At 64.9% G+C, this 17,563-nt stretch carries 21 protein-coding genes, 1 tRNA gene and 1 pseudogene; 11 read left to right on the plus strand and 12 right to left on the minus strand.

Annotated elements, in window-relative coordinates; genetic code table 11:
* Positions 1 to 4 precede the first annotated feature (4 nt).
* Positions 5 to 91, minus strand: a tRNA-Leu gene (locus tag J2R80_RS23920).
* Between the two features lie 224 nt (positions 92 to 315).
* On the opposite strand from J2R80_RS23920, the gene J2R80_RS23925 reads away from it, so the two are divergent.
* Positions 316 to 750 carry a hypothetical protein gene (locus J2R80_RS23925; protein ID WP_057019078.1) on the plus strand — a complete coding sequence of 145 codons (435 nt, stop codon included), beginning with the start codon at positions 316 to 318 and terminating at the stop codon, positions 748 to 750.
* Positions 751 to 789: 39 nt separating this feature from the next.
* Here the strand turns inward: J2R80_RS23925 and J2R80_RS23930 are convergent, their stop codons facing one another.
* Both J2R80_RS23930 and J2R80_RS23935 read right to left on the minus strand, forming a co-directional pair.
* Entirely contained in the window at positions 790 to 1,992 is a 1,203-nt protein-coding gene (locus J2R80_RS23930) for an FAD-dependent monooxygenase (RefSeq protein ID WP_253639503.1), read from the minus strand.
* A gap of 7 nt (positions 1,993 to 1,999) precedes the next feature.
* Positions 2,000 to 2,245 carry a zinc-finger domain-containing protein gene (locus J2R80_RS23935; RefSeq protein WP_018272338.1) on the minus strand — a complete coding sequence of 82 codons (246 nt, stop codon included), beginning with the start codon at positions 2,243 to 2,245 and terminating at the stop codon, positions 2,000 to 2,002.
* Positions 2,246 to 2,479: 234 nt separating this feature from the next.
* Between J2R80_RS23935 and J2R80_RS23940 the strand changes: the two genes are divergently transcribed.
* Both J2R80_RS23940 and J2R80_RS23945 read left to right on the plus strand, forming a co-directional pair.
* The gene (locus J2R80_RS23940; RefSeq protein ID WP_253639504.1) at positions 2,480 to 3,613 is read left to right on the plus strand and encodes a hypothetical protein; all 1,134 of its coding nucleotides are present in this window, start codon (positions 2,480 to 2,482) and stop codon (positions 3,611 to 3,613) included.
* Between the two features lie 57 nt (positions 3,614 to 3,670).
* A complete protein-coding gene (locus J2R80_RS23945) occupies positions 3,671 to 4,423 on the plus strand; it encodes an alpha/beta fold hydrolase (protein WP_141341163.1) in 753 nt (250 codons plus the stop codon).
* Positions 4,424 to 4,426: 3 nt separating this feature from the next.
* Here J2R80_RS23945 and J2R80_RS23950 read toward each other — a convergent pair.
* A pseudogene (locus tag J2R80_RS23950) lies at positions 4,427 to 5,791 on the minus strand (hypothetical protein); the annotation flags it as partial.
* Between the two features lie 208 nt (positions 5,792 to 5,999).
* Here J2R80_RS23950 and cysE point away from each other — a divergent pair.
* Entirely contained in the window at positions 6,000 to 6,827 is an 828-nt protein-coding gene (gene cysE, locus J2R80_RS23955; protein WP_092089661.1) for a serine O-acetyltransferase, read from the plus strand.
* A 150-nt stretch (positions 6,828 to 6,977) separates the two neighbouring features.
* Positions 6,978 to 7,190 (plus strand): DUF3126 family protein, encoded by a 213-nt coding sequence (locus tag J2R80_RS23960; RefSeq protein ID WP_021077729.1) that lies wholly within the window; start codon positions 6,978 to 6,980, stop codon positions 7,188 to 7,190.
* Between the two features lie 118 nt (positions 7,191 to 7,308).
* Here J2R80_RS23960 and J2R80_RS23965 read toward each other — a convergent pair whose 3' ends face one another.
* Positions 7,309 to 8,019 (minus strand): hypothetical protein, encoded by a 711-nt coding sequence (locus J2R80_RS23965; protein WP_253639505.1) that lies wholly within the window; start codon positions 8,017 to 8,019, stop codon positions 7,309 to 7,311.
* Positions 8,020 to 8,238: 219 nt separating this feature from the next.
* Here J2R80_RS23965 and J2R80_RS23970 point away from each other — a divergent pair, with 219 nt between their 5' ends.
* Together J2R80_RS23970 and J2R80_RS23975 are read left to right on the plus strand one after the other, a co-directional pair.
* Positions 8,239 to 8,568, plus strand: a complete 330-nt coding sequence (locus J2R80_RS23970; protein WP_028336117.1) for a DUF6949 family protein — start codon at positions 8,239 to 8,241, stop codon at positions 8,566 to 8,568.
* A 192-nt stretch (positions 8,569 to 8,760) separates the two neighbouring features.
* Positions 8,761 to 9,291: a gamma carbonic anhydrase family protein gene (locus tag J2R80_RS23975; protein WP_028336118.1), complete on the plus strand. Its 531-nt coding sequence runs from the start codon at positions 8,761 to 8,763 to the stop codon at positions 9,289 to 9,291.
* 4 nt (positions 9,292 to 9,295) lie between these two features.
* Here the strand turns inward: J2R80_RS23975 and J2R80_RS23980 are convergent, their stop codons facing one another.
* The gene (locus tag J2R80_RS23980) at positions 9,296 to 9,568 is read right to left on the minus strand and encodes a hypothetical protein (RefSeq protein ID WP_253639506.1); all 273 of its coding nucleotides are present in this window, start codon (positions 9,566 to 9,568) and stop codon (positions 9,296 to 9,298) included.
* A gap of 87 nt (positions 9,569 to 9,655) precedes the next feature.
* Here J2R80_RS23980 and J2R80_RS23985 point away from each other — a divergent pair, with 87 nt between their 5' ends.
* The 3 genes from J2R80_RS23985 to J2R80_RS23995 all read left to right on the plus strand — a co-directional run bounded on the left by J2R80_RS23985 (position 9,656) and on the right by J2R80_RS23995 (position 11,132).
* Positions 9,656 to 9,970, plus strand: a complete 315-nt coding sequence (locus J2R80_RS23985) for a hypothetical protein (protein ID WP_057019070.1) — start codon at positions 9,656 to 9,658, stop codon at positions 9,968 to 9,970.
* A 155-nt stretch (positions 9,971 to 10,125) separates the two neighbouring features.
* The gene (locus J2R80_RS23990; RefSeq protein ID WP_253639507.1) at positions 10,126 to 10,614 is read left to right on the plus strand and encodes a hypothetical protein; all 489 of its coding nucleotides are present in this window, start codon (positions 10,126 to 10,128) and stop codon (positions 10,612 to 10,614) included.
* Between the two features lie 371 nt (positions 10,615 to 10,985).
* Positions 10,986 to 11,132: a hypothetical protein gene (locus J2R80_RS23995; protein WP_253639508.1), complete on the plus strand. Its 147-nt coding sequence runs from the start codon at positions 10,986 to 10,988 to the stop codon at positions 11,130 to 11,132.
* A gap of 456 nt (positions 11,133 to 11,588) precedes the next feature.
* On the opposite strand, the gene J2R80_RS24000 is transcribed toward J2R80_RS23995, so the two are convergent.
* The 3 genes from J2R80_RS24000 to J2R80_RS24010 all read right to left on the minus strand — a co-directional run bounded on the left by J2R80_RS24000 (position 11,589) and on the right by J2R80_RS24010 (position 13,463).
* The gene (locus J2R80_RS24000; protein ID WP_225160275.1) at positions 11,589 to 12,080 is read right to left on the minus strand and encodes a hypothetical protein; all 492 of its coding nucleotides are present in this window, start codon (positions 12,078 to 12,080) and stop codon (positions 11,589 to 11,591) included.
* A 189-nt stretch (positions 12,081 to 12,269) separates the two neighbouring features.
* Positions 12,270 to 12,800, minus strand: a complete 531-nt coding sequence (gene fabA, locus J2R80_RS24005) for a bifunctional 3-hydroxydecanoyl-ACP dehydratase/trans-2-decenoyl-ACP isomerase (RefSeq protein WP_253641025.1) — start codon at positions 12,798 to 12,800, stop codon at positions 12,270 to 12,272.
* A gap of 33 nt (positions 12,801 to 12,833) precedes the next feature.
* Complete coding sequence (locus J2R80_RS24010) at positions 12,834 to 13,463, minus strand: TetR/AcrR family transcriptional regulator (protein ID WP_253639509.1); 630 nt, start codon at positions 13,461 to 13,463, stop codon at positions 12,834 to 12,836.
* Between the two features lie 99 nt (positions 13,464 to 13,562).
* Between J2R80_RS24010 and J2R80_RS24015 the strand changes: the two genes are divergently transcribed.
* On the plus strand, positions 13,563 to 13,973 hold the full coding sequence (locus J2R80_RS24015; protein ID WP_253639510.1) for a hypothetical protein: 411 nt from the start codon (positions 13,563 to 13,565) through the stop codon (positions 13,971 to 13,973).
* Positions 13,974 to 14,260: 287 nt separating this feature from the next.
* Here the strand turns inward: J2R80_RS24015 and J2R80_RS24020 are convergent, their stop codons facing one another.
* From J2R80_RS24020 to J2R80_RS24030, 3 genes are all read right to left on the minus strand, one after another.
* Positions 14,261 to 14,875, minus strand: a complete 615-nt coding sequence (locus tag J2R80_RS24020; protein WP_253639511.1) for a transglutaminase-like cysteine peptidase — start codon at positions 14,873 to 14,875, stop codon at positions 14,261 to 14,263.
* A 332-nt stretch (positions 14,876 to 15,207) separates the two neighbouring features.
* Positions 15,208 to 15,825: a PilZ domain-containing protein gene (locus J2R80_RS24025; protein ID WP_028342942.1), complete on the minus strand. Its 618-nt coding sequence runs from the start codon at positions 15,823 to 15,825 to the stop codon at positions 15,208 to 15,210.
* 57 nt (positions 15,826 to 15,882) lie between these two features.
* Complete coding sequence (locus tag J2R80_RS24030) at positions 15,883 to 17,499, minus strand: FAD-dependent monooxygenase (RefSeq protein ID WP_253641026.1); 1,617 nt, start codon at positions 17,497 to 17,499, stop codon at positions 15,883 to 15,885.
* Between the last annotated feature and the right edge of the window lie 64 nt (positions 17,500 to 17,563).

The raw sequence follows: 17,563 nt of genomic DNA on the forward strand, positions 1-17,563 counted from the left end.
AGGTTGGTGCGGGCGGTGGGACTCGAACCCACACGACGTTGCCATCGAGGGATTTTAAGTCCCTTGCGTCTACCAGTTCCGCCACGTCCGCGTTGCGCCAGGCGCGCCGATTTCTAGCGCGTTTGGGCGCGGAGTGGAATTGTCATTATCCGGTGCTAACAGGTGAGCTTTCAAAGGCTTAAGCGGCGGCCCGCAATTCCATTTGCCTCGGCGGCCGAGCACTGGGATAAGCAGCGCGCCGCCGCGATTGAGCCTCAATCCGGACACCGGTGGCTGCTTTAGGCAATCTCAACACTGTCCGGTTAAGAAAGCTGAATGTCCGTTCGTTTCCCACGCCGCCTGAAGCTGTCGCGCGCGGCGGCCGTCATTGCGCTGCTCGCCTCGGCCGCGGGCGTTTCCGGCTGCGCGCAGATCGGCGACACCGTGCCGTCGGCATTCGCCGATCCCGCCAAGTACGAGCTTTATGATTGCAAGCAGCTCGAGAACGAGCGCAGCAATCTCAAGACCCGCGCGGCGGATCAGGAAAAATTGATGGCCAAGGCGGAGACCGGCGTCGGCGGTACTGTCGTCTCCGAGATGGTCTATCGCAACGAGCTGATCTCGATCCACTCCCAGCAGAAGCTGGCGGATGAGGCCTGGCGCAAAGGCAGGTGCCATGAAAGCACGCCGGACACGCCTGCGGCCGCGGCCCCCGCGGCTTCCACGCCGGCGGCGAAGGGCCCGCGCGCGCCACGGGGCCTCGTCCACTAAGCTTGCGTTTCCAGACGGGTCGGTCGTGATTGGCCGAGCTCAGGCGCGCCAGTCGTAAATCCAGTCCTGCCGCGCCAGCATCCGCTCCGGACCGATGGCGCGGATCGCCAGATCGCGCGCGATCGCCGCCGGCCCGCGCAAATGATAGATGCGGCCCTGCTGTCGCGCCAGGCGCTGCACTTTCAGCACGCGCCCGCGCCGCACCCGTGCGTAGCGCGTCAACGCGGCGGGAATGCCCGCGGTGTTTTCCCCGGTGCTGTCGCTCAAGGCCTTGGCGAGCACGGCCGCATCCTCGATCGCCATGCCGGCGCCTTGCGCGGCGAACGGCAGCATCGCATGCGCGGCATCGCCGAGCAGCGTCACCGCGCCTTCGCTCCAGCGGCCGATGTCGGGCAGGGTGAACAGCGCCCATTTGCGCCAGCCGTCGACCGCGCCGATCAGCATCCGCGCCGTCGCGGGCCAGCGCGCGGTGGCGAATGCAGCCTTGATCTCGTTGATGTCGCCGGGCTCGCTCCAGCCCGGCCGGTTCCAGGTGCCCGATACGATCGCGACCACGTTGATCTGGCGTCCGGCCGAGATGGGATAGGCGACGAGATGCGCGTCCGGTCCCATCCAGAGCTGGACGCGCGGTGCGGTGTATTCACGCGGCAGGGCGGTGGCGTCCAGCGTGCCGCGCCAGGCGATCAGGCCGGAGAATTGCGGCTGTACATCCGGAAACAAATGCCCGCGCACCGACGACCAGATGCCGTCGGCGCCGATCAGCGCGACGGCCAATTCCTCCTGCCGTGAATTGCCGCGGCGTTGCACGACGGTGAGGCCTCGCGCATGCTTGGTCACATCCTCGAACTGGCAGCCGAGCCGCAGATCGATATCGGGATGGTCGCTCGCGGCGGCCTGCAGCGCCGCCTGCAAATCGGCGCGGTGGATCACCCAATAGGGTGCGCCGGCGCGGAACTCGGCGGCCTGGCCAAGCGGCATCCGTGCGATCTCGCCACCGGCCCGCGCGCTCAGGATGTTGACGGATTCAGGCGTGACCGCGCGCCGCGCAAGCGGTTCCTTGAGCCCGAGCTCGACCAGGATGCGGCTGGCATTGGGAGAGAGCTGGATGCCGGCGCCGGCTTCCTCGAGCCGTTCGGCCTTCTCCAGCACGACGACACGAAAGCCCTGTGCCGCCAGTGTCAGCGATGCCGTCAGTCCTCCGATCCCGGCGCCTGCAACGATGACGGTTCGCGTCAGCGCCACGGAGCGGTCAGGCGACCTTGTCTTTCAGCACGCATTCCGGCGGCCGTGCTTCGCCGGCCGCGAGGTCGGATGCGAAGCGATAAAGCGTCGAGCAGTACGGGCAGATAATCTCGTTGTCATTGCCGAGGTCGAGGAACACGTGCGGATGGTCGAACGGCGGGTTGGCGCCGACGCACATGAACTCCTGCGATCCGATTTCGATCACCGAGACACCGGCATCGTTATGGAAGTGCGGGACGACGTGGTCGGACATATTCTCACCTTGATGGCAACGATGGGCAGACGCAATCAACAGCATGCGGCATCGCGAAATGCCGCGCACCATACTGGCGGGAACAGTTGATTCCTAGAGCCCCGATGGCTCATTTGCTCATGCAAATTCGACACAATCTTGTCGTCCCAGAGAAGCCCTCCTTTGGTCGGAGCCGTTGTGTCGCAAAAACGGCACACTATCTCCAAGGCGAATAAAACTAGAGGTTTTATCGGGATGAATCGGGTGCGCGTCAGCTTGGCGATGGTCGGCGTGGCAGCAAGTGCTGCCGTGGGCGCGGCTATTTGGCCGCACGCCCGTGATGCCGGCACCGTGCTGGCGGCGCGGGACGATCCCGCTGCGCTCGCCGACATCAGGCTCAATTCCGTGCTGCGCAACAACCCGGCGTTGATCTCCGACAATATCGAGGCGGCGCTGGCCTCCGGTGATGCCGACCTTGCGGCCAGCTTTGTCGAACTCGCCGGCGAGAAGAACATCGCACTTGGTGATGATCTCACAAAGCGCGTCGATGACGCGCGCGTCGAGCAATCATCCACCATTCATTTCGCCAAAGGCTTCGCCACCGGCCTGGTGACCGGCAATGCCGACGATGTCGCAAGCCTGTCCGGCACGGTCGCCGGCGACCTGTTCGTATTCGGTGATGTCCGGGACGTCGTGCGCGAGGGCAAGCACCTCGTGATGGGCGAGGACACCGACCAGCTGGTGCTCGGCCTCGCGGCCGCCGGGCTCGCGGTGACCGCGGCCACCTATGTGTCGGTCGGCGGCGCCGGGCCGCTGCGCGCCGGGCTGACGCTGGTCAAGGATACGCGCAAGGCCGGACGGCTGAGCGAGGGGATGATCGAATGGGCCGGGCGTTCGACCCGCGAGGTGGTCGACCAGCCGGCGCTGCGCGAGGCGGTCGCATCCGGCTCGGTGCTGCGGCCGGTGGAAACCGCAACCGCGATCCGCGCGGCCTTCCGCGCCGAGAAGGCCGGCGCGCTGGTGCGCGTCGCCAAGGACGTCGGGCGCATCGGCGAGGCGGCCGGGGTTCGCGCTGCGCGGGATACGCTGAAGGTCGCCGAGAACCCGAAGGAGATCGCGCGGGCGGCGCGGATAGCCGAGATCAAGGGCGGCCAGACCCGCGCGATCCTGAAGCTGCTCGGCCGCGGCGCGCTGCTGCTGGCGGCCGGCGCATTCAATCTCACCATGTGGCTGTTCGGCGCGCTGCTGGCGCTGTTCGGCTTCCTGTCGTCGATCAAGGCCACCACCGAACGGGCCACCGCCTGGTGGCTCAGACGAAGCAAGGTGCTGCGCCTGAAGCAGCAGATGGCCGCTCAGGCTACCTTGGCGAGTATGCCCGCCCAGGGTTAGGCTTGCGGTCGCCTGTCGATCGCCAATCGCAAATCCCAAGAACAAACGGAATGGATGATGCCGAGTTTCCATCACGGCGATGTTGAAATTGCCTTTATCGACGAAGGCGCGGGCGAACCGATCGTGCTGGTGCACGGCTTTGCCTCGAGCAAGAACGTCAACTGGATCTACCCGACCTGGGTGTCCGATCTCGTCAAGGCCGGCCGTCGGGTGATCGCGCTCGACAATCGCGGCCACGGCGAATCCGCCAAGCTCTACGATGCCGCGCAGTACGAGATCGCGACCATGGCCGGCGACGTGATTGCGCTGATGGACCATCTCGGAATCGCGCGCGCCGACATCATGGGCTATTCGCTGGGCTCGCGGATGACGGCGATCCTGGCGCGAGAGAATTCCGATCGGGTGCGCTCGGCGATCCTTGGCGGGATCGGCATCGGGCTGATCGAGGGCGGCGGCCCCGGCGAGGCGGTCGCGCTGGCGCTGGAGGCGCCGTCGCTCGACGATGTCACCGACCCGGTCGGCCGTACCTTCCGCGCCTTTGCCGATCAGACCCGCTCCGACCGCCGCGCGCTCGCCGCCTGCCTGCGCGGCTCGCGCCGCCTGATGACGCGCGAGGAGGCGGCCGGCATCCGCGTGCCGGTTCTGATCGCGGTCGGCAGCAAGGACGAGATCGCGGGCTCGGCGTCAGCGCTCGGCCGGATCATTCCGGGTTCGGAGGTGCTCGACATTCCGAACCGCGATCACATGCGGGCGGTCGGCGACAAGGTCTACAAGACCGGGGTCATCGACTTCCTGTCGCGGCGAAAATAGATCGTCGGCTTCATCCCTGGCGAAGGCGCGCGCGGCCGCGATCAGCACCACGAAGGTCGCGACCCACACCATGCGCGCGCCGTAGCGGTCGTGCGGTCCCGAGATCACGCCGCAGACAAAGGCATTGCCGAGCAGGGCGAGCGTGACCGTGCCCGCCAGCAACGTCAGATCGTCGAGCCGCCGCTGCCACAGTCCGCGGCCGAACAGGATGACGACCAGGAGCATCGAGCCCAGCGCGACCGGCACGTGGATGCGGTTGATCGCGGTGAAGTCGAGGTGCCAGCGTTGCTGCCGCGCCGCGCGCATCGGCCGGACCTGTTTGGGAATGTAACGCTCGATGATGCCGTAGGTATGCGGGATCCAGCCATTGGTGCCTTCACCGGTCGCGACATGCATGAGCTGGTCGGCGGTTGCCGTCAGCGCCGCCTTTGCCTGCCATTCCGGATATTCGGCCAGCGAGCGCAGCACGATGGTGCCCATCTCGTCATTCAGTCCCTTGAAGCGGCCGAGCGTGTTGAACATGCTGTGGCCCCACAGGAAGTCGTCCGCGGTCGGCGGCAACTCGTTGCGATAGGGGCAGAGCTTCAGCTTCTCCGTCGCGCAATGATCGTGCAGGTATTGCGCGACGATGCCATCCTGCAGCATGCGGCCGAAGGCGACGCCATAGCCGCCGGGCGTCCAGGCCAGCTGTCCGGACAGCGCAAAGTTCGCCGCCAGCAGCATCGCCGCGCCGGCGACGGTGGTCAGGCTGCCTTGCACGAGGCCCGCGAACGGGATGCGCTGCCCGAGCCATGGACGCAGCATCCAGCCGACGCAGCACAGGCCGAGCAGCACCGCCAGCGTCGCGCTGTGCGTGGCGGCCGAAAACGCGATGAACCCGAACAGCACCGCCTTCTCCAGCGTCGAGATCCGTTCGCCGTGCAGGATGAGGATGAAGAGCGCGAGCACCGAAAGGCCGGCGAAGATGTCGGTCAGCAGCATGCTGGCCAGCCAGGGCAGGGCGGTGGTTGCGATCAGCGCGAGGCTGATCGCGATCAGCCGGACCGGCCGGGCGAGGCCGAGCACGCGCAGCGTCAGCTGCAGGATCCACAGCGTCGCCAGGGTCTGGATGCCGAGGTTGAGCCAGAAATCCGATGTCTCGCCGACATGGAGGTAGATGCCGAATACCGTGGACCGGCTCGGCACCAGGTAGCCCTCATACCAGCGCGCCAGATAGCCGCCGGTATCCCATTGAAGCAGCGGATAGCCGTTCCAGAAGGCAGGGGCGAGCAGCAGGAGTGGGATGGCAATGGTCGCGATCCAGACCGACCGCGCGTCGGTCAGGCGGGCACCTAAACTCCGGGTATTGATGATGTTTCCCCCTTTTATTGGGGCCGACCATGCCCAAAACCATACGGGGGACGAAATCCGCCAATAGTTGCAGAAGCACGGCTTGATTTCGGCAAAATCCCGACCAATTGCCCTAGACGCCGGCCCGGGGTGTTCGGCTGGGGTTTACCGTACTGAGCCATCCCGGGACGCGCTGGGTCCATCGTGCTATAACGCACATCAGAACAACCGAATTGCGAGAGCAGCTATGGCAGTTCATCAGGTCAATCCGCAGGGAGGCAAGCTTGCGGCGCTCGATCCGATCTGGGATCGAATCCGCGGCGAGGCGGAGGACATCCTGCGGCGCGAGCCGGAACTCGCATCCTTCATCTATGCGACCGTGCTGCATCATGAGCGGCTGGAAGATTCGGTAGTCCATCGCATTGCCGAGCGGCTCGATCACGCCGCGCTGTCGGGCGATTTGATCCGCCAGACCTATGGCGAGGCACTGCGCGACGAGCCCGATATCGGCAACGCGTTCCGCGCCGATCTCGTCGCCGTCTATGACCGCGATCCGGCGACCTCGCGCTTCATCGATCCCTTGCTCTACTTCAAGGGCTTTCACGCGCTGCAGACCCACCGTCTCGCGCACTGGCTCTATCAGAAAGGCCGCAAGGATTTTGCCTTCTACCTGCAGAGCCGCTCCTCGGCCGTGTTCCAGACCGACATCAACCCGGCCGCCAGGATCGGCCGCGGCATCTTCCTCGATCATGCCACCGGTTTCGTCTGCGGCGAGACGGCGGTCATCGAGGACGATGTCTCGATCCTGCATGGCGTCACGCTCGGCGGCACCGGCAAGGAGAACGAGGATCGCCATCCGAAGATCCGCCACGGCGTGCTGATCGGCGCCGGCGCCAAGATCCTCGGCAATATCGAGATCGGTCATTGCGCGCGCATCGCGGCCGGCTCGGTCGTGGTCAAGCCGGTGCCGCACAACGTCACGGTCGCGGGCGTGCCGGCGAAAATCGTCGGCGAGGCCGGCTGTGCCGAGCCGTCGCGTACCATGGACCAGATGCTCAGCGCGATCGGGCTTTGATTTCACTCGCTTTCTGATCGCGGCGAAAAAGCGCCCAAGCAAGAGTCGTGTGCGCAACATCACGTCGCCAAAGCCTGAAAAGGCTCTGGCGATCTTTGCCGTCTCGTCCTAAAACTCCCCCGAAAATCATCGACCCGATTGGAGACGGCCGTGGACGTTCAGGAAGTCAGGAAGCTCGACGCGTATCTCAAACGCGTGTTCAGCAATCCCAAGATCCGCGTGGTGCCGCGGCCCAAGAAGGACGACTCGGCCGAGGTCTATATCGGCGAGGAGTTCATCGGCGTGCTGTTCGTCGACGACGAGGACGATGATCGCTCGTTCCAGTTCCAGATGGCGATCCTGGAAGAGGATCTGGCCGAGTAAGGCGGAACAGCCTCGCCTTCACACGTCGTTACGACGAACTCGCGACAAAATTGCAGAGCGATTTTGCGCTGGAGCGACCGTCCTTCGCGGACACGTCGCTCCGCTTGCAATGACAGTGTCATCCCTTCGCGCTGTGCATCTGCGCGGAGAGACGGTTCATCGCGGTGGCGATGTCGCGCCACTGCGCGAGCCAGCTGCGCGGAAAGCGAAAGATCAGGTCGGCGCCGTCGATGCGCCGCTCACTCAGGCACATGCCGGGCGTCGAGGTGTCGCGCGTGCAGCGCGCGGTCAGCTGCGGCTCGCTCGCGGTGAACAGGTCCTCGCCGCCATAGGGCGTGCCGTCGCGGAACGCGCGCGCCGTCAGGCCGTCATCAATGTTTGCGCGCTCGTCGAGATAGCGCGGATAGATCGTGCGCAGGCGCATGTCCGGCGCGAGTGAATCGTGGTGCGCCGCGATCGATACGAAGATCCTGTCGATCGGCTGCACCTTGTCATCGACCGTATCGGCGCTGTAGTGCTTCGGCGCGGCGGGCGCGTCCAGCGACGGATAGAGGAAGCTCAGATCGACGCGCTCCTGCGGCCCGGAGTGGCGCTGGATCTTCATGCGCACCGCCATCGTCGGCACGTTGAACAGCGTGCCGCCGACGCTCACCGGCAGCCGCGACGGATCGCTCGGCGGGATGGTCGTGTAGGTCGGCCACAGCAGATAGGCGACAAGCGCGACCGCGCCCGCCGCGATCGCCGCCGAGGCGATGATCGGAACGAGATGCGCGCGCGGGTTGCGGCGGGTGTCGCGGGCGAGATGCTGGGCGGTCGAGAGAAGCGTCATGAGCGAGGCTGAGATCAGGTCGGGAGTGGCCGAATCATCTGCCGAATATGCCACGTAGCGGGGAATTTCCGTACGATACCAATGGAATCCGGGACCGAATGGCCATGCGCAAACGCCGCGCCTGATGTGTCCGGTTAACCTTTCCTTAAGGATGATGTGGCGGCAGGCTGCCAATTCTGCGAAGCAGGGCGGGTGGCCTGTTGCGTAGCGGAAGTTCCGATGTCGCCCGATACCTTGAATTCCCTGTTCTCGCTCTTGATCGGTTTCGCGCTCGCGGGCGCGCTGGCCAACGGTTACCAGGCGATGGCGGAGCGCCCGGCCGGTTTCGGTCTGCTGCAGGAGGGCGCCGCGCCGAAGACCTTCGCCGCGGTCCCGTTCCTCGTCTTCGCCGCACCGTTCATCATCATGCGCAACACGCTGCGCGGGGCGCGCATCGAGCGCCGCCGCTTCGAATTCGTGATGATGGCAACCGTCATCTCCGGCTTCTGGAGCCTGATGTCGGGCACCTTCTTCGTGATGACGCTGCGCGCTGCGGGCGTGCTGGCCTGATCCGATCATGATCCGCGGCCGATCACGGTCGCGCTTGCTTGAAACCATGTCGGCCGTCGTGCCAAGGTCTCCTGCGATCAGGGCTTCGGTTCTGATTGAATCAGAAACCGAAGCTCTGGATTTTCGTTTCGACGCGTTTTCTTCACGCGAACCGGTGTCCACTTCGCTCGAAAACGCTCCAGGGAGACCTCAATGGCGATCTACGAACTCGACGGGCAGGCGCCCGATCTTCCCGCCGACGGCAGCTATTTCATCGCCGACAATGCCGTGGTGATCGGCAAGGTCCGCCTCAAGTCCGCCGCGAGCGTCTGGTTCGGCGCCGTGCTGCGCGGCGACAATGAGTGGATCGAGATCGGCGAGGGCTCCAACGTCCAGGACAATTCCACCCTGCACGTCGATCCCGGCTTTCCCCTCAGCATCGGCAACAACGTCACCATCGGCCACAATGCGATCGTGCACGGCTGCACGCTGGAAGACGGCGTGCTGATCGGGATGGGATCGATCGTGATGAACGGTGCGCGGATCCGGCGCGGCAGCGTGGTCGGTGCCGGCTCTGTCATCACCGAGGGCAAGGAGTTTCCGGAAAATTCCCTGATCATCGGTGCGCCCGCCCGCGTGGTGCGTACGCTTGACGCAGCGCAGGCCGAGGCGTTGTCGAGGCCGGCGAAGTCGTACGCGATCAGGGGTCCGCAATACAAAGCGGGACTGAAGAAGATCGGCTGAGGCCTCAGCGCTTGCGGCCGCGCTTGCGCGCGGCGTTCGCTGCCGTGGTGCGAGGCTTCGCTGCGTCTTGGGGTCTCGTTGCCTGTTGAAGTCTTGTTGCTTCCTGAAGTCTTGCGCTCTTGCGCAGCGCATCCTTCAGGTCGATCGGAATGCCGTGCTTCTTGAGCAGGTCGGCGAAAGCTTCGTCGGCGAGCTCCTGCAAGGTCGCCATCCGGTCGCGCCCGAGTTGCTTCAGCTTGTCGAAAGTGTCGTCGTCAAACTCGATCAGCTTGCGCAAATTGCATTGCTCCCAAACTGTATTGCTCCAACGCCTGCGGGAACCGGCGTTTTGCGGACTCGTTGACGTCCGCAAGGGAGAATTGCCATGCGCAAATTATCTGTCACCACCGCGCTCGCGACAATCGCGATTGTGCTGACGCCCGCGGTTACCGTCGCCCAAGGTACCGGGAGCGGCGCCGGGACCGGCAGCCCTTCGTCAGCCAGCCCGACATCGCCGCAAGCCACGTCGCCGCCGGCCGGGACCAACAGCGCCGGGACCGCGCAATCCTCCGGCGGCCCCAATACCGGCAGAGGCGTTACCACCGGATCGGCAACGACGACCGAGAGCGTCGACAAGGCCATCGCCGACGAGAACGAAAAAGTCGAGCGCCGTACGAAAGGCATCTGCCGCGGCTGTTAACTTCTGAAGGCCGTGCTTTGATGAACGCGGGTCGCGCAGATGTGAGCGCGACATAGGCGCGCGGTAGAAGCCGCGGTCCTAGATTGAGCTAGCATACGCAGGACGCGGCGGAGGAGGCTTGAAAACAAAGCCTTTGAAAAGAGGAGTAACGGGTAATGTTGCGTAAAACGATGATTGCCTTGCTGGCGACGGCCTCGGTCGGTCTGTTCACCGTCGATGCTGCGTCGGCACGCGGTGGCTTCGGTGGCGGCGGCTTTCATGGTGGTGGCGGCTTCCGCGGCGGCGGCGCTGCATTCCGGGCGATGGGCGGAGGCGGTGGCTTCCGGTCGGCTGCGATCGGCGGCGGCGGTTGGGCCGGCCGCGGCTGGCACGGCGGAGGCTGGCGTGGTGGCGGCTGGAACGGTGGCTACTATCGGCGCGGCTGGGGCGGCGGCTGGGGCTATCCGCTCGCGGCGGCAGCGGTCGGCTTCGGGCTGGGCTATGGCGCCTACGATTACTATGACGGCTACTACGGCAATCCATACTACGCCGGCTACGGCTATGACGACGGCTACGGCTACGGTTACGGCGGCTGTTACGTCGTTCGCCGCGGCGTGATGACACCGTATGGCTGGCGCGTTCGGCCGGTGCAGGTTTGCAATTGAGCCATTCGCTCGCGCATGGCCGGTCCGTTCGCTCGCCATGCTGATGGTCTTGCAATGATCGGCGCGGCCGGCGTTTCGATGCCCGGCCGCCGCGTTGTCTGTCGCGCACTAGTGTGCTGAATGCGAAGTTCGTGCGATTTCGCGGCAGCCACTTTCACGAACTTCGCATTCATAAAGCACACTAGAATCATAAGTTTGCTAGTGTCCTTATCGAATCCGAAGTTCGCTCCGAAGGTGCGGCAAATGATGCGAACTTCGGATTCGGGACACTGGTATGCAGCTTGCACCGCCTTGCAGCAGTCCGTGCGTGAGCGCGCCGCGAAAACCAATGGTCCGGCTGCGATTGAAGCCGAGCCCAGAGGACATCCAAGATGCTGACCATTCCTGACCTGACATTGCTGCTCATGGTGGTTGTTGCGAGCCTCGCCGTTGCGCTGATCTACATGCTCCGCGAGCTCGAGCCGAAGCTTGCGCGGCTGCGAGGTGGTCGCGCCGCCTTGCGCGATCGCACCGAATAAGGCGGCAATTCCGTTCGCCGCGGCTTTGGCCGCGGCGGTGCTGCGCATCCAAAGTCGTCAGCCGAGCACGCCGTATTTCTTCAGCCGGTCTGCATCCTTCGCGCGGCGAGGGCACCTTCGGGATCTCGAGCCGGAGCTTTCCTGTCGGGCGGTCCCGAGCGGGATTCAAGGACCCAAAAAACAAGGCCGTCGACGTAGTATACCGTCAACGACCTTGCCAGCCCCGGATATTGAAATCGGCTCACGCCATCCGGTCATTCGAAGATGACTCGGATTCGAAGGCCGATATGTGAACCAGTTCACAAAGTCAGGATTAATTCACGGTAACGGGCACTCGTGATCGGCCGCCGCCGGCAGCCCTCGAGCGCGAAAGTTCCCCGTTAGATGATGATCTTGCTGGGGATTTGGCGCATTTTTATGGCTGGTTACCTTGGGTGGGCGGGGTCTGCGGGCGCGTCAACCGCGCGACCTGTGGCGCTTCCGGTTGGCGCTACGGGTGGCCTTCGAGCGCTTGCGCGGCGCGGGCTCGGCGGCCGGCTCGTTGGCCTGCGCGCTCGCCAGCGATTGGCGCAAACCCTCGACCTGTTCGGTCAGCGCGGCGACCTGGTCGGAGAGCCTCTTGGCATCGGCCGCCTGCAAGGCGAACTGCTTGCGCATGGTCTGCAGCTGGTCCTGTACCTCCTGCAGTTGGTCGATGGATTCCTGCTGGGTCGCCTCCATGCCCTTGGTCTTTTCCACCAGGGCCTCGGAGACCTGCGCGGTCCGCGCCTGCAACTGCCGCGCGGCCACCATGCGGTCGGTCTCCGGCACGTTGCCGGTGTAGGCACGCCACAGCGCGATCGAGCCGATTCCGAACAGCACGAGCACCAGCGCCACGGCGCCGATCGCGATCGGCTGCACGCCAATCAGGCTGCTGGCTTGTGAATTCCGGGGGGCAAGTTCGACCATGCGACCAACAACCGGACATCAATTGAAAGGTTCGAAATAGCACAAACCCCGGCGCGGGCAAAACCGGGGGGTGTGTAGACCACTGCGGCAGCAGCGAAATTTGTATCATATGTTAGTTTTCGGCCGTGCTGCCCGGCCCGCTCGAGGCACGATCGGCCTCTGGCCGACCCGAACTCAACCTCCCCGAATTCAGCCTCTGGGAGCGATCAGGCCGACCCGCATGTCCTTTGCCAGATAGACGCAAGCGCCGTCTGCGAGCACCCGGCCGTCGGCGATGCCCAGCACCAGCCGGCCGCGCCTGGCCTGGCGTATGTCGACCTCATAGCGCACCAGCCTGACATCCGGCGTGATGTGCCCCCTGAACTTGACCTCGCCGACCCCGAGCGCGCGGCCCTTGCCGGGCGAGCCCGACCAGCCGAGCCAGAAGCCGATGATCTGCCACATGGCGTCGAGGCCGAGGCATCCGGGCATCACGGGGTCGGCGGCAAAGTGACAGGCGAAGAACCAGTGGTCCGGCGCAATCTCGAGTTCGCCGACGACGTGGCCCTTGCCGAACGCGCCGCCGTCCAGGCTGATCTCGGTAATGCGGTCCATCATCAGCATCGGCGGTGCCGGCAGCTGCGCATTGCCCGGGCCGAAATAGCCGCCTTCGCTCGAGCGCAGCAGATCCGGCTTGCTGTAGGACGATTGCGGTGCGTGAAAATCGTGCGGATTGAACAAGATGGCCACCGATGTTCGGGTTCTGGCTGAAGCTTAGCTGCGGCTGCGCCGCGTGGCTCTTGGCCGCGCGGACAGGGGTTTGGCAGGCAAGCCCAGCGCGGCGGCCATGAAGGCCCAGATGTCGCCGGTCAGCCTTGCCGGATCCGGCCGTCTTTCGCTCGTGAGTGCGCCGATCAGCGCCTGGCGGATGCCGCCGATCATCAGCGCGATGGTGAGGTGAGGGTCGATGCCGCCGGGCACGATCCCGTCGCGCTGGGCCATCTCGAGCATGCGGGTGCCGGCTGCAAGCTGCCGGCCGGTGAAGGCGGTCTCGACATCGAGCACCTCGGGCGCGCGGCTGAGCGGTCCGATCACGAGGGGTGCAAACGGGTGATCGTAGTGAAAGGCGACATAGGCGCCGATCCGCGCCTTCTCCCGGTCCGCCCAGTCCGTGGCGGACAGCTTGGCACCGCCGAACGCCGCCGCATCAAGTTGTTCATAGAAGCCTTCGACCACGGCGGCGATCAGGCCGGCCTTCGATCCGAAGTGATGGTAGGCGAGCCCGACCGAGACCTGCGCCCGCCTTGCGACGGCCTGCATCTCGAGGTGCCCATGGCCCTCGATGAGCTCGGTCTGCGCTGCCCAGAGCAATCGTTCCCGTGTCCCGAGGCTCGCCGCGTCCATCGTGGGCCCCTTCGCTGAATTGAATTCAATTCAATCGCGCCGATGCTAGGATGTCAAGCCGCCGACGCGGATGGCAAAGCGAGCCGGTGAAGGAAGGCGATGGCGTTTGCGATCAAGACCGAGATCCGAAATCCGCGGGCGAAGGTGTTCACCTTCACCGCGCAGAAGACCATGTATGGCGGCAAGCACATCGCGGCCGATGACATCGTGTTCGTGTTCGCGAGCGAGAACGAGGGCGGCAACGGTCTGATCGCCCGCGCGATCGTCGCGTCGGCCGACGCGACACCGCGCAAGGTCGGCGTCATCAGGCAGACGCCGCGCGTCAGCATCACGGTCAGACGCACCGCATCCGCGGCGCGGCTGCTCGGGCGCGACCAACTCAGGCGCTTCAAGGATTGGGGCGACGGCCGGCCCGAGACCGAGCTGAATTTCAAATTCTATCGCCAGGCCACCAACAAGATCGTCGGCATCTCAGACGAGACCGCGGCGTTTCTCGAGCGGTTCTTCTAGTGTCCCGAATCCGAAGTTCGCATCATTTGCCGCACCTTCGGCGCGAACTTCGGATTCGAAGGACACTAGCAAACTTACGATTCTAGTGTGCTTTGTGAATGCGAAGTTCGTGAAAGTGGCTGCCGCGAAATCGCACGAACTTCGCATTCAGCACACTAGGCGTCGATCGACGCCGCTCAAAAAGGTGCGGCCACCCTTTGGGGGAAGGGTGGCCGCGCGCGAACCGGTCTGGGACGGGGAGGGGTGGGGATGTGACCGGATCGCGAACTCGAAATTTCCTGTTCTGCTCAGCGCGAGCTTGCCGTTGCAACTGCCGGGCGGTTGTCACCGAGCGAGACCCACACATTGGGATCGCCCTGCGACTGCCGCTTGACGAAGCGGTAGCCAGTGTCGGTCCAGGCGACGATGTTCTCGTTCTGGTTATCGAGCACGAACTCGCCCTTGTCGGTCTTCACCGTCAGCACTGCGTGGCCTTCGCCCTTCTTGTCGCGGACCACCGTGATCAACAGCGCCTCGCGGGGCCAGCCGGCGTCCATCAGCATCTTGCGCTTCAGGAGCACGTAGTCCTCGCAGTCGCCGTAACCGTCTGATGGCAACGACCATTTCTCGATCACGCCCCAATGATCCATGTCGGTCATCGGCTTGATGGATTCGTTGACCCACTTGTTGACCCGTACGAGGTCCCGCCAAGCGGTCTGCGACAACACGATGTCGCGTGGTTGCGTCGCGCCGCCGCGGCATTCGCCCGGATTGTCGGCACAGAATTCGACCCAGCCGATCGGCGAACGCGCAACGTCACCCAGGCTGGCGTAGACCACGTCGCCGGCCTTGGCCGACACGCACGTCGCAAACAGGATGGCGGCAACCGCCAAACCTTTCCCCTGTCCCCTGAACCCAAACATCGTGGCCCCCGTTCTTCTTGTTGGGACCACGTTTCGCACAAAGCTTTTGCGCCGCCGCTAAGTACGCAAAGTAGATTTGACGCGAATACTGGTAAAAGCTGCGGCGAATTCGAACTGTACTTGAATCGAATTCGCGTAAAATTTGAAACAACTGCAATTGATTCAAATTTTATGCATTAACGCCGCGCGCGCTGCGCCAGCGCGGTTTGTTGCGCCAAACGCTGCGGCCGTTAACCGCCGATTTTCACCGGGCCAAACGCGCCGAAGGCGGCCACCGGTGCACCGGTGGCCGCCTTCGCGGGCCAAAAAAGGGGTCTTGAGCGGTTTTCGCTTTACCTCGCGGTAACGCTCTCTTCGAGCGTTTCCGCCGATTGCTCGTGGACGAACTCGAGCGCGAAGCCTTCCTCGAGATTTCGCACCACGCGGGACTGTACCCGCCCGAGCATCACGAGCGATTTCAGCGGCGGGCGGTTCTCGGCGGCAATCGCAGCACCGGACAAGGAAAGGTCGATGATGCGGCAGGTCATCCGCGTGCCGTCTTCCTGGGTCAGCAGGGCGATCGGGTTGCGCGGCACGATACGGTCGTGGCGGCGATCCTCGGGCAGATTGAGGATGTCGCGGTTGGCGAGCCAGGTCAGCTGTGCGGCGAGCTTGTCGCGCTTGCGCGCGGTGGCGCCGATCGTCATCGCAAAGCCGTTGTCGATGATGCGGGTGATGCGTCCCTCGACCCGGCCGATATGGTCGAGATAGGCGATCACACGGTCGCCGACATTGCCGATGCCCGGCGCCAGCAAAGCGAGGCCGCCCGGCGACATGTTGATAATCTGGCAGGGAAACTCGCGCCGGTCGGGCAGCATGTAGCGGCCGAGCAGGTGCACCTTGACGCGCTGGAAGCGCCGCCGCTCCTCGGCTACGGGGACGACGGTAGTTTTCTTCTGTGCAAACGACATCACGACAAACCCGGCCACCGTCCATTCGGAGCCCCGACGACCCTAAGGCTGATAGGGTTAACGGGGCGTTACGGTTGAGGCGGGGAACCCGCACACGGTGCAAGAGAAGTGTGAGTGGAAGGGGCAGGGCCGCGCATCAGGTTCGCCGAACCACCGCGACATGACCTGAGCGGCTTCATCGAGGTGGGGGGCGGTGTCGGCGGCCCATGCGACGAAGCCGTCGGGGCGTACGAGCACGGCATTAAGGCCCAGCCGATCGCCGACCTCGCATGCGACATAGCCGATCCGCCCATGCCAGCGATCGGCAAGCGTTTGCAGGGGCGCGCGCCGATCAAAGTCCAGCAGCAGGCCGCGACCATCTCTGAGCAGCTCGCCGAGCTCCATGGCGCAGGCGAGCTCGAAGTCGGGCGCGCTGCGGCCCGCCAGCGGATGGTTGCTGCCAAGATCGTAGCGCAGCGTAACGCCCCACACGCGCTCGGCAAAGTAGGTCGCGCCGTCTGATGTCGCGATCAGGTCGCGGATGATGGCTTCGAGCGCGCGCGAACTTCGGCTTGGCCGCATCAGCGCGACCTGGGCGCGCGACCAGTCCAGCACCTGCGCGCCCACCGGATGCCGCTCACGCGAGTAGCTGTCGAGCAGGTCCACCGGTGTGTCGCCGCGGATCGTGGCCGCGAGCTTCCAGCCTAGGTTCATCGCATCGCCAAGCCCGAGATTGAGCCCTTGGCCGCCGAGCGGAGAATGAATATGCGCGGCATCGCCCGCGAGCAGCACGCGGCCCTTGCGGTAATCCGTCGCCTGACAGGCGCGATCGGTCCAGGTGGTGGCAAGCCGGACCGCCGTCAACGTGATGTCTGTGCCGGAGACGCGGCGCAGCACCGCCTGCACGTGCTCGCGCGTGATCGGCCGGGTTCGGTGGAAGGCGCCGCCGTCGAACTCCACCATCGCGATCGTGCCGGGCCGTGCGTAGGTATACATGCCCGTCGGCGTGTAGTGACGGCCGGTGCGGAGCTTGTCCGGATCTGATATATCGACCTCGACCGAATAGCCGGTGAACTCGGGATCGGTGCCGACGAATTCAAAGCCGCCGGCCTTGCGCACCATGCTGCGGCCGCCGTCACAGCCGACCAGCCATGGCGCATGGAACGTCTCGGCACCGGCGCGAACGGTGACGCCGTCGTCCGACTGATCGAACGCATCGACACTCAGGCCGCGCCTGATCTCAACCCCCATCGCGGTTGCGCGCGCGGCGAGGGCGGATTCGAGCGCCTCCATCTCGACCGCCATGCTGGTGCCTGCCGGGCTCGGCAGACGAAACGGCCATTTCGACGTGTCGAGATCATCGTGAAAGAACTGGATGCCGGCAAAATGGCCGGCCGGGCGTGGCCGTTGCATCCAATGCGCGCCATTCGATGCGCTGCTGCCCGAGCCATCTCTTGCGTGCTGTCGTGCCGCGATGTCATCCAGCATCCCGCGACGATAGAACGCCTCGATGCTGGGCGCCGAAAGGCCGCGCATACCGAAGGGCAGCCGCTTCAGCGGCGAATGCGGGTCGGCGGCCTGCTCCAGCACCAGGACCGAGCACCCGGCGAGCCGCAGCTCGCAGGCGAGCATCAAGCCGACGGGGCCGGCACCGGAAATCACGACATCATGGGGAAGGGGGCGGCTGGCGTGCATGAACTGCTCCTTTGTCGGTGTTCGACCGGAGCGGTTCGTCGGGTTGGACGAACATTGGGCGCCT

Origin of the sequence: Bradyrhizobium sp. USDA 4541 (assembly GCF_024171085.1) — a bacterium.
Lineage (GTDB): Bacteria > Pseudomonadota > Alphaproteobacteria > Rhizobiales > Xanthobacteraceae > Bradyrhizobium > Bradyrhizobium australafricanum.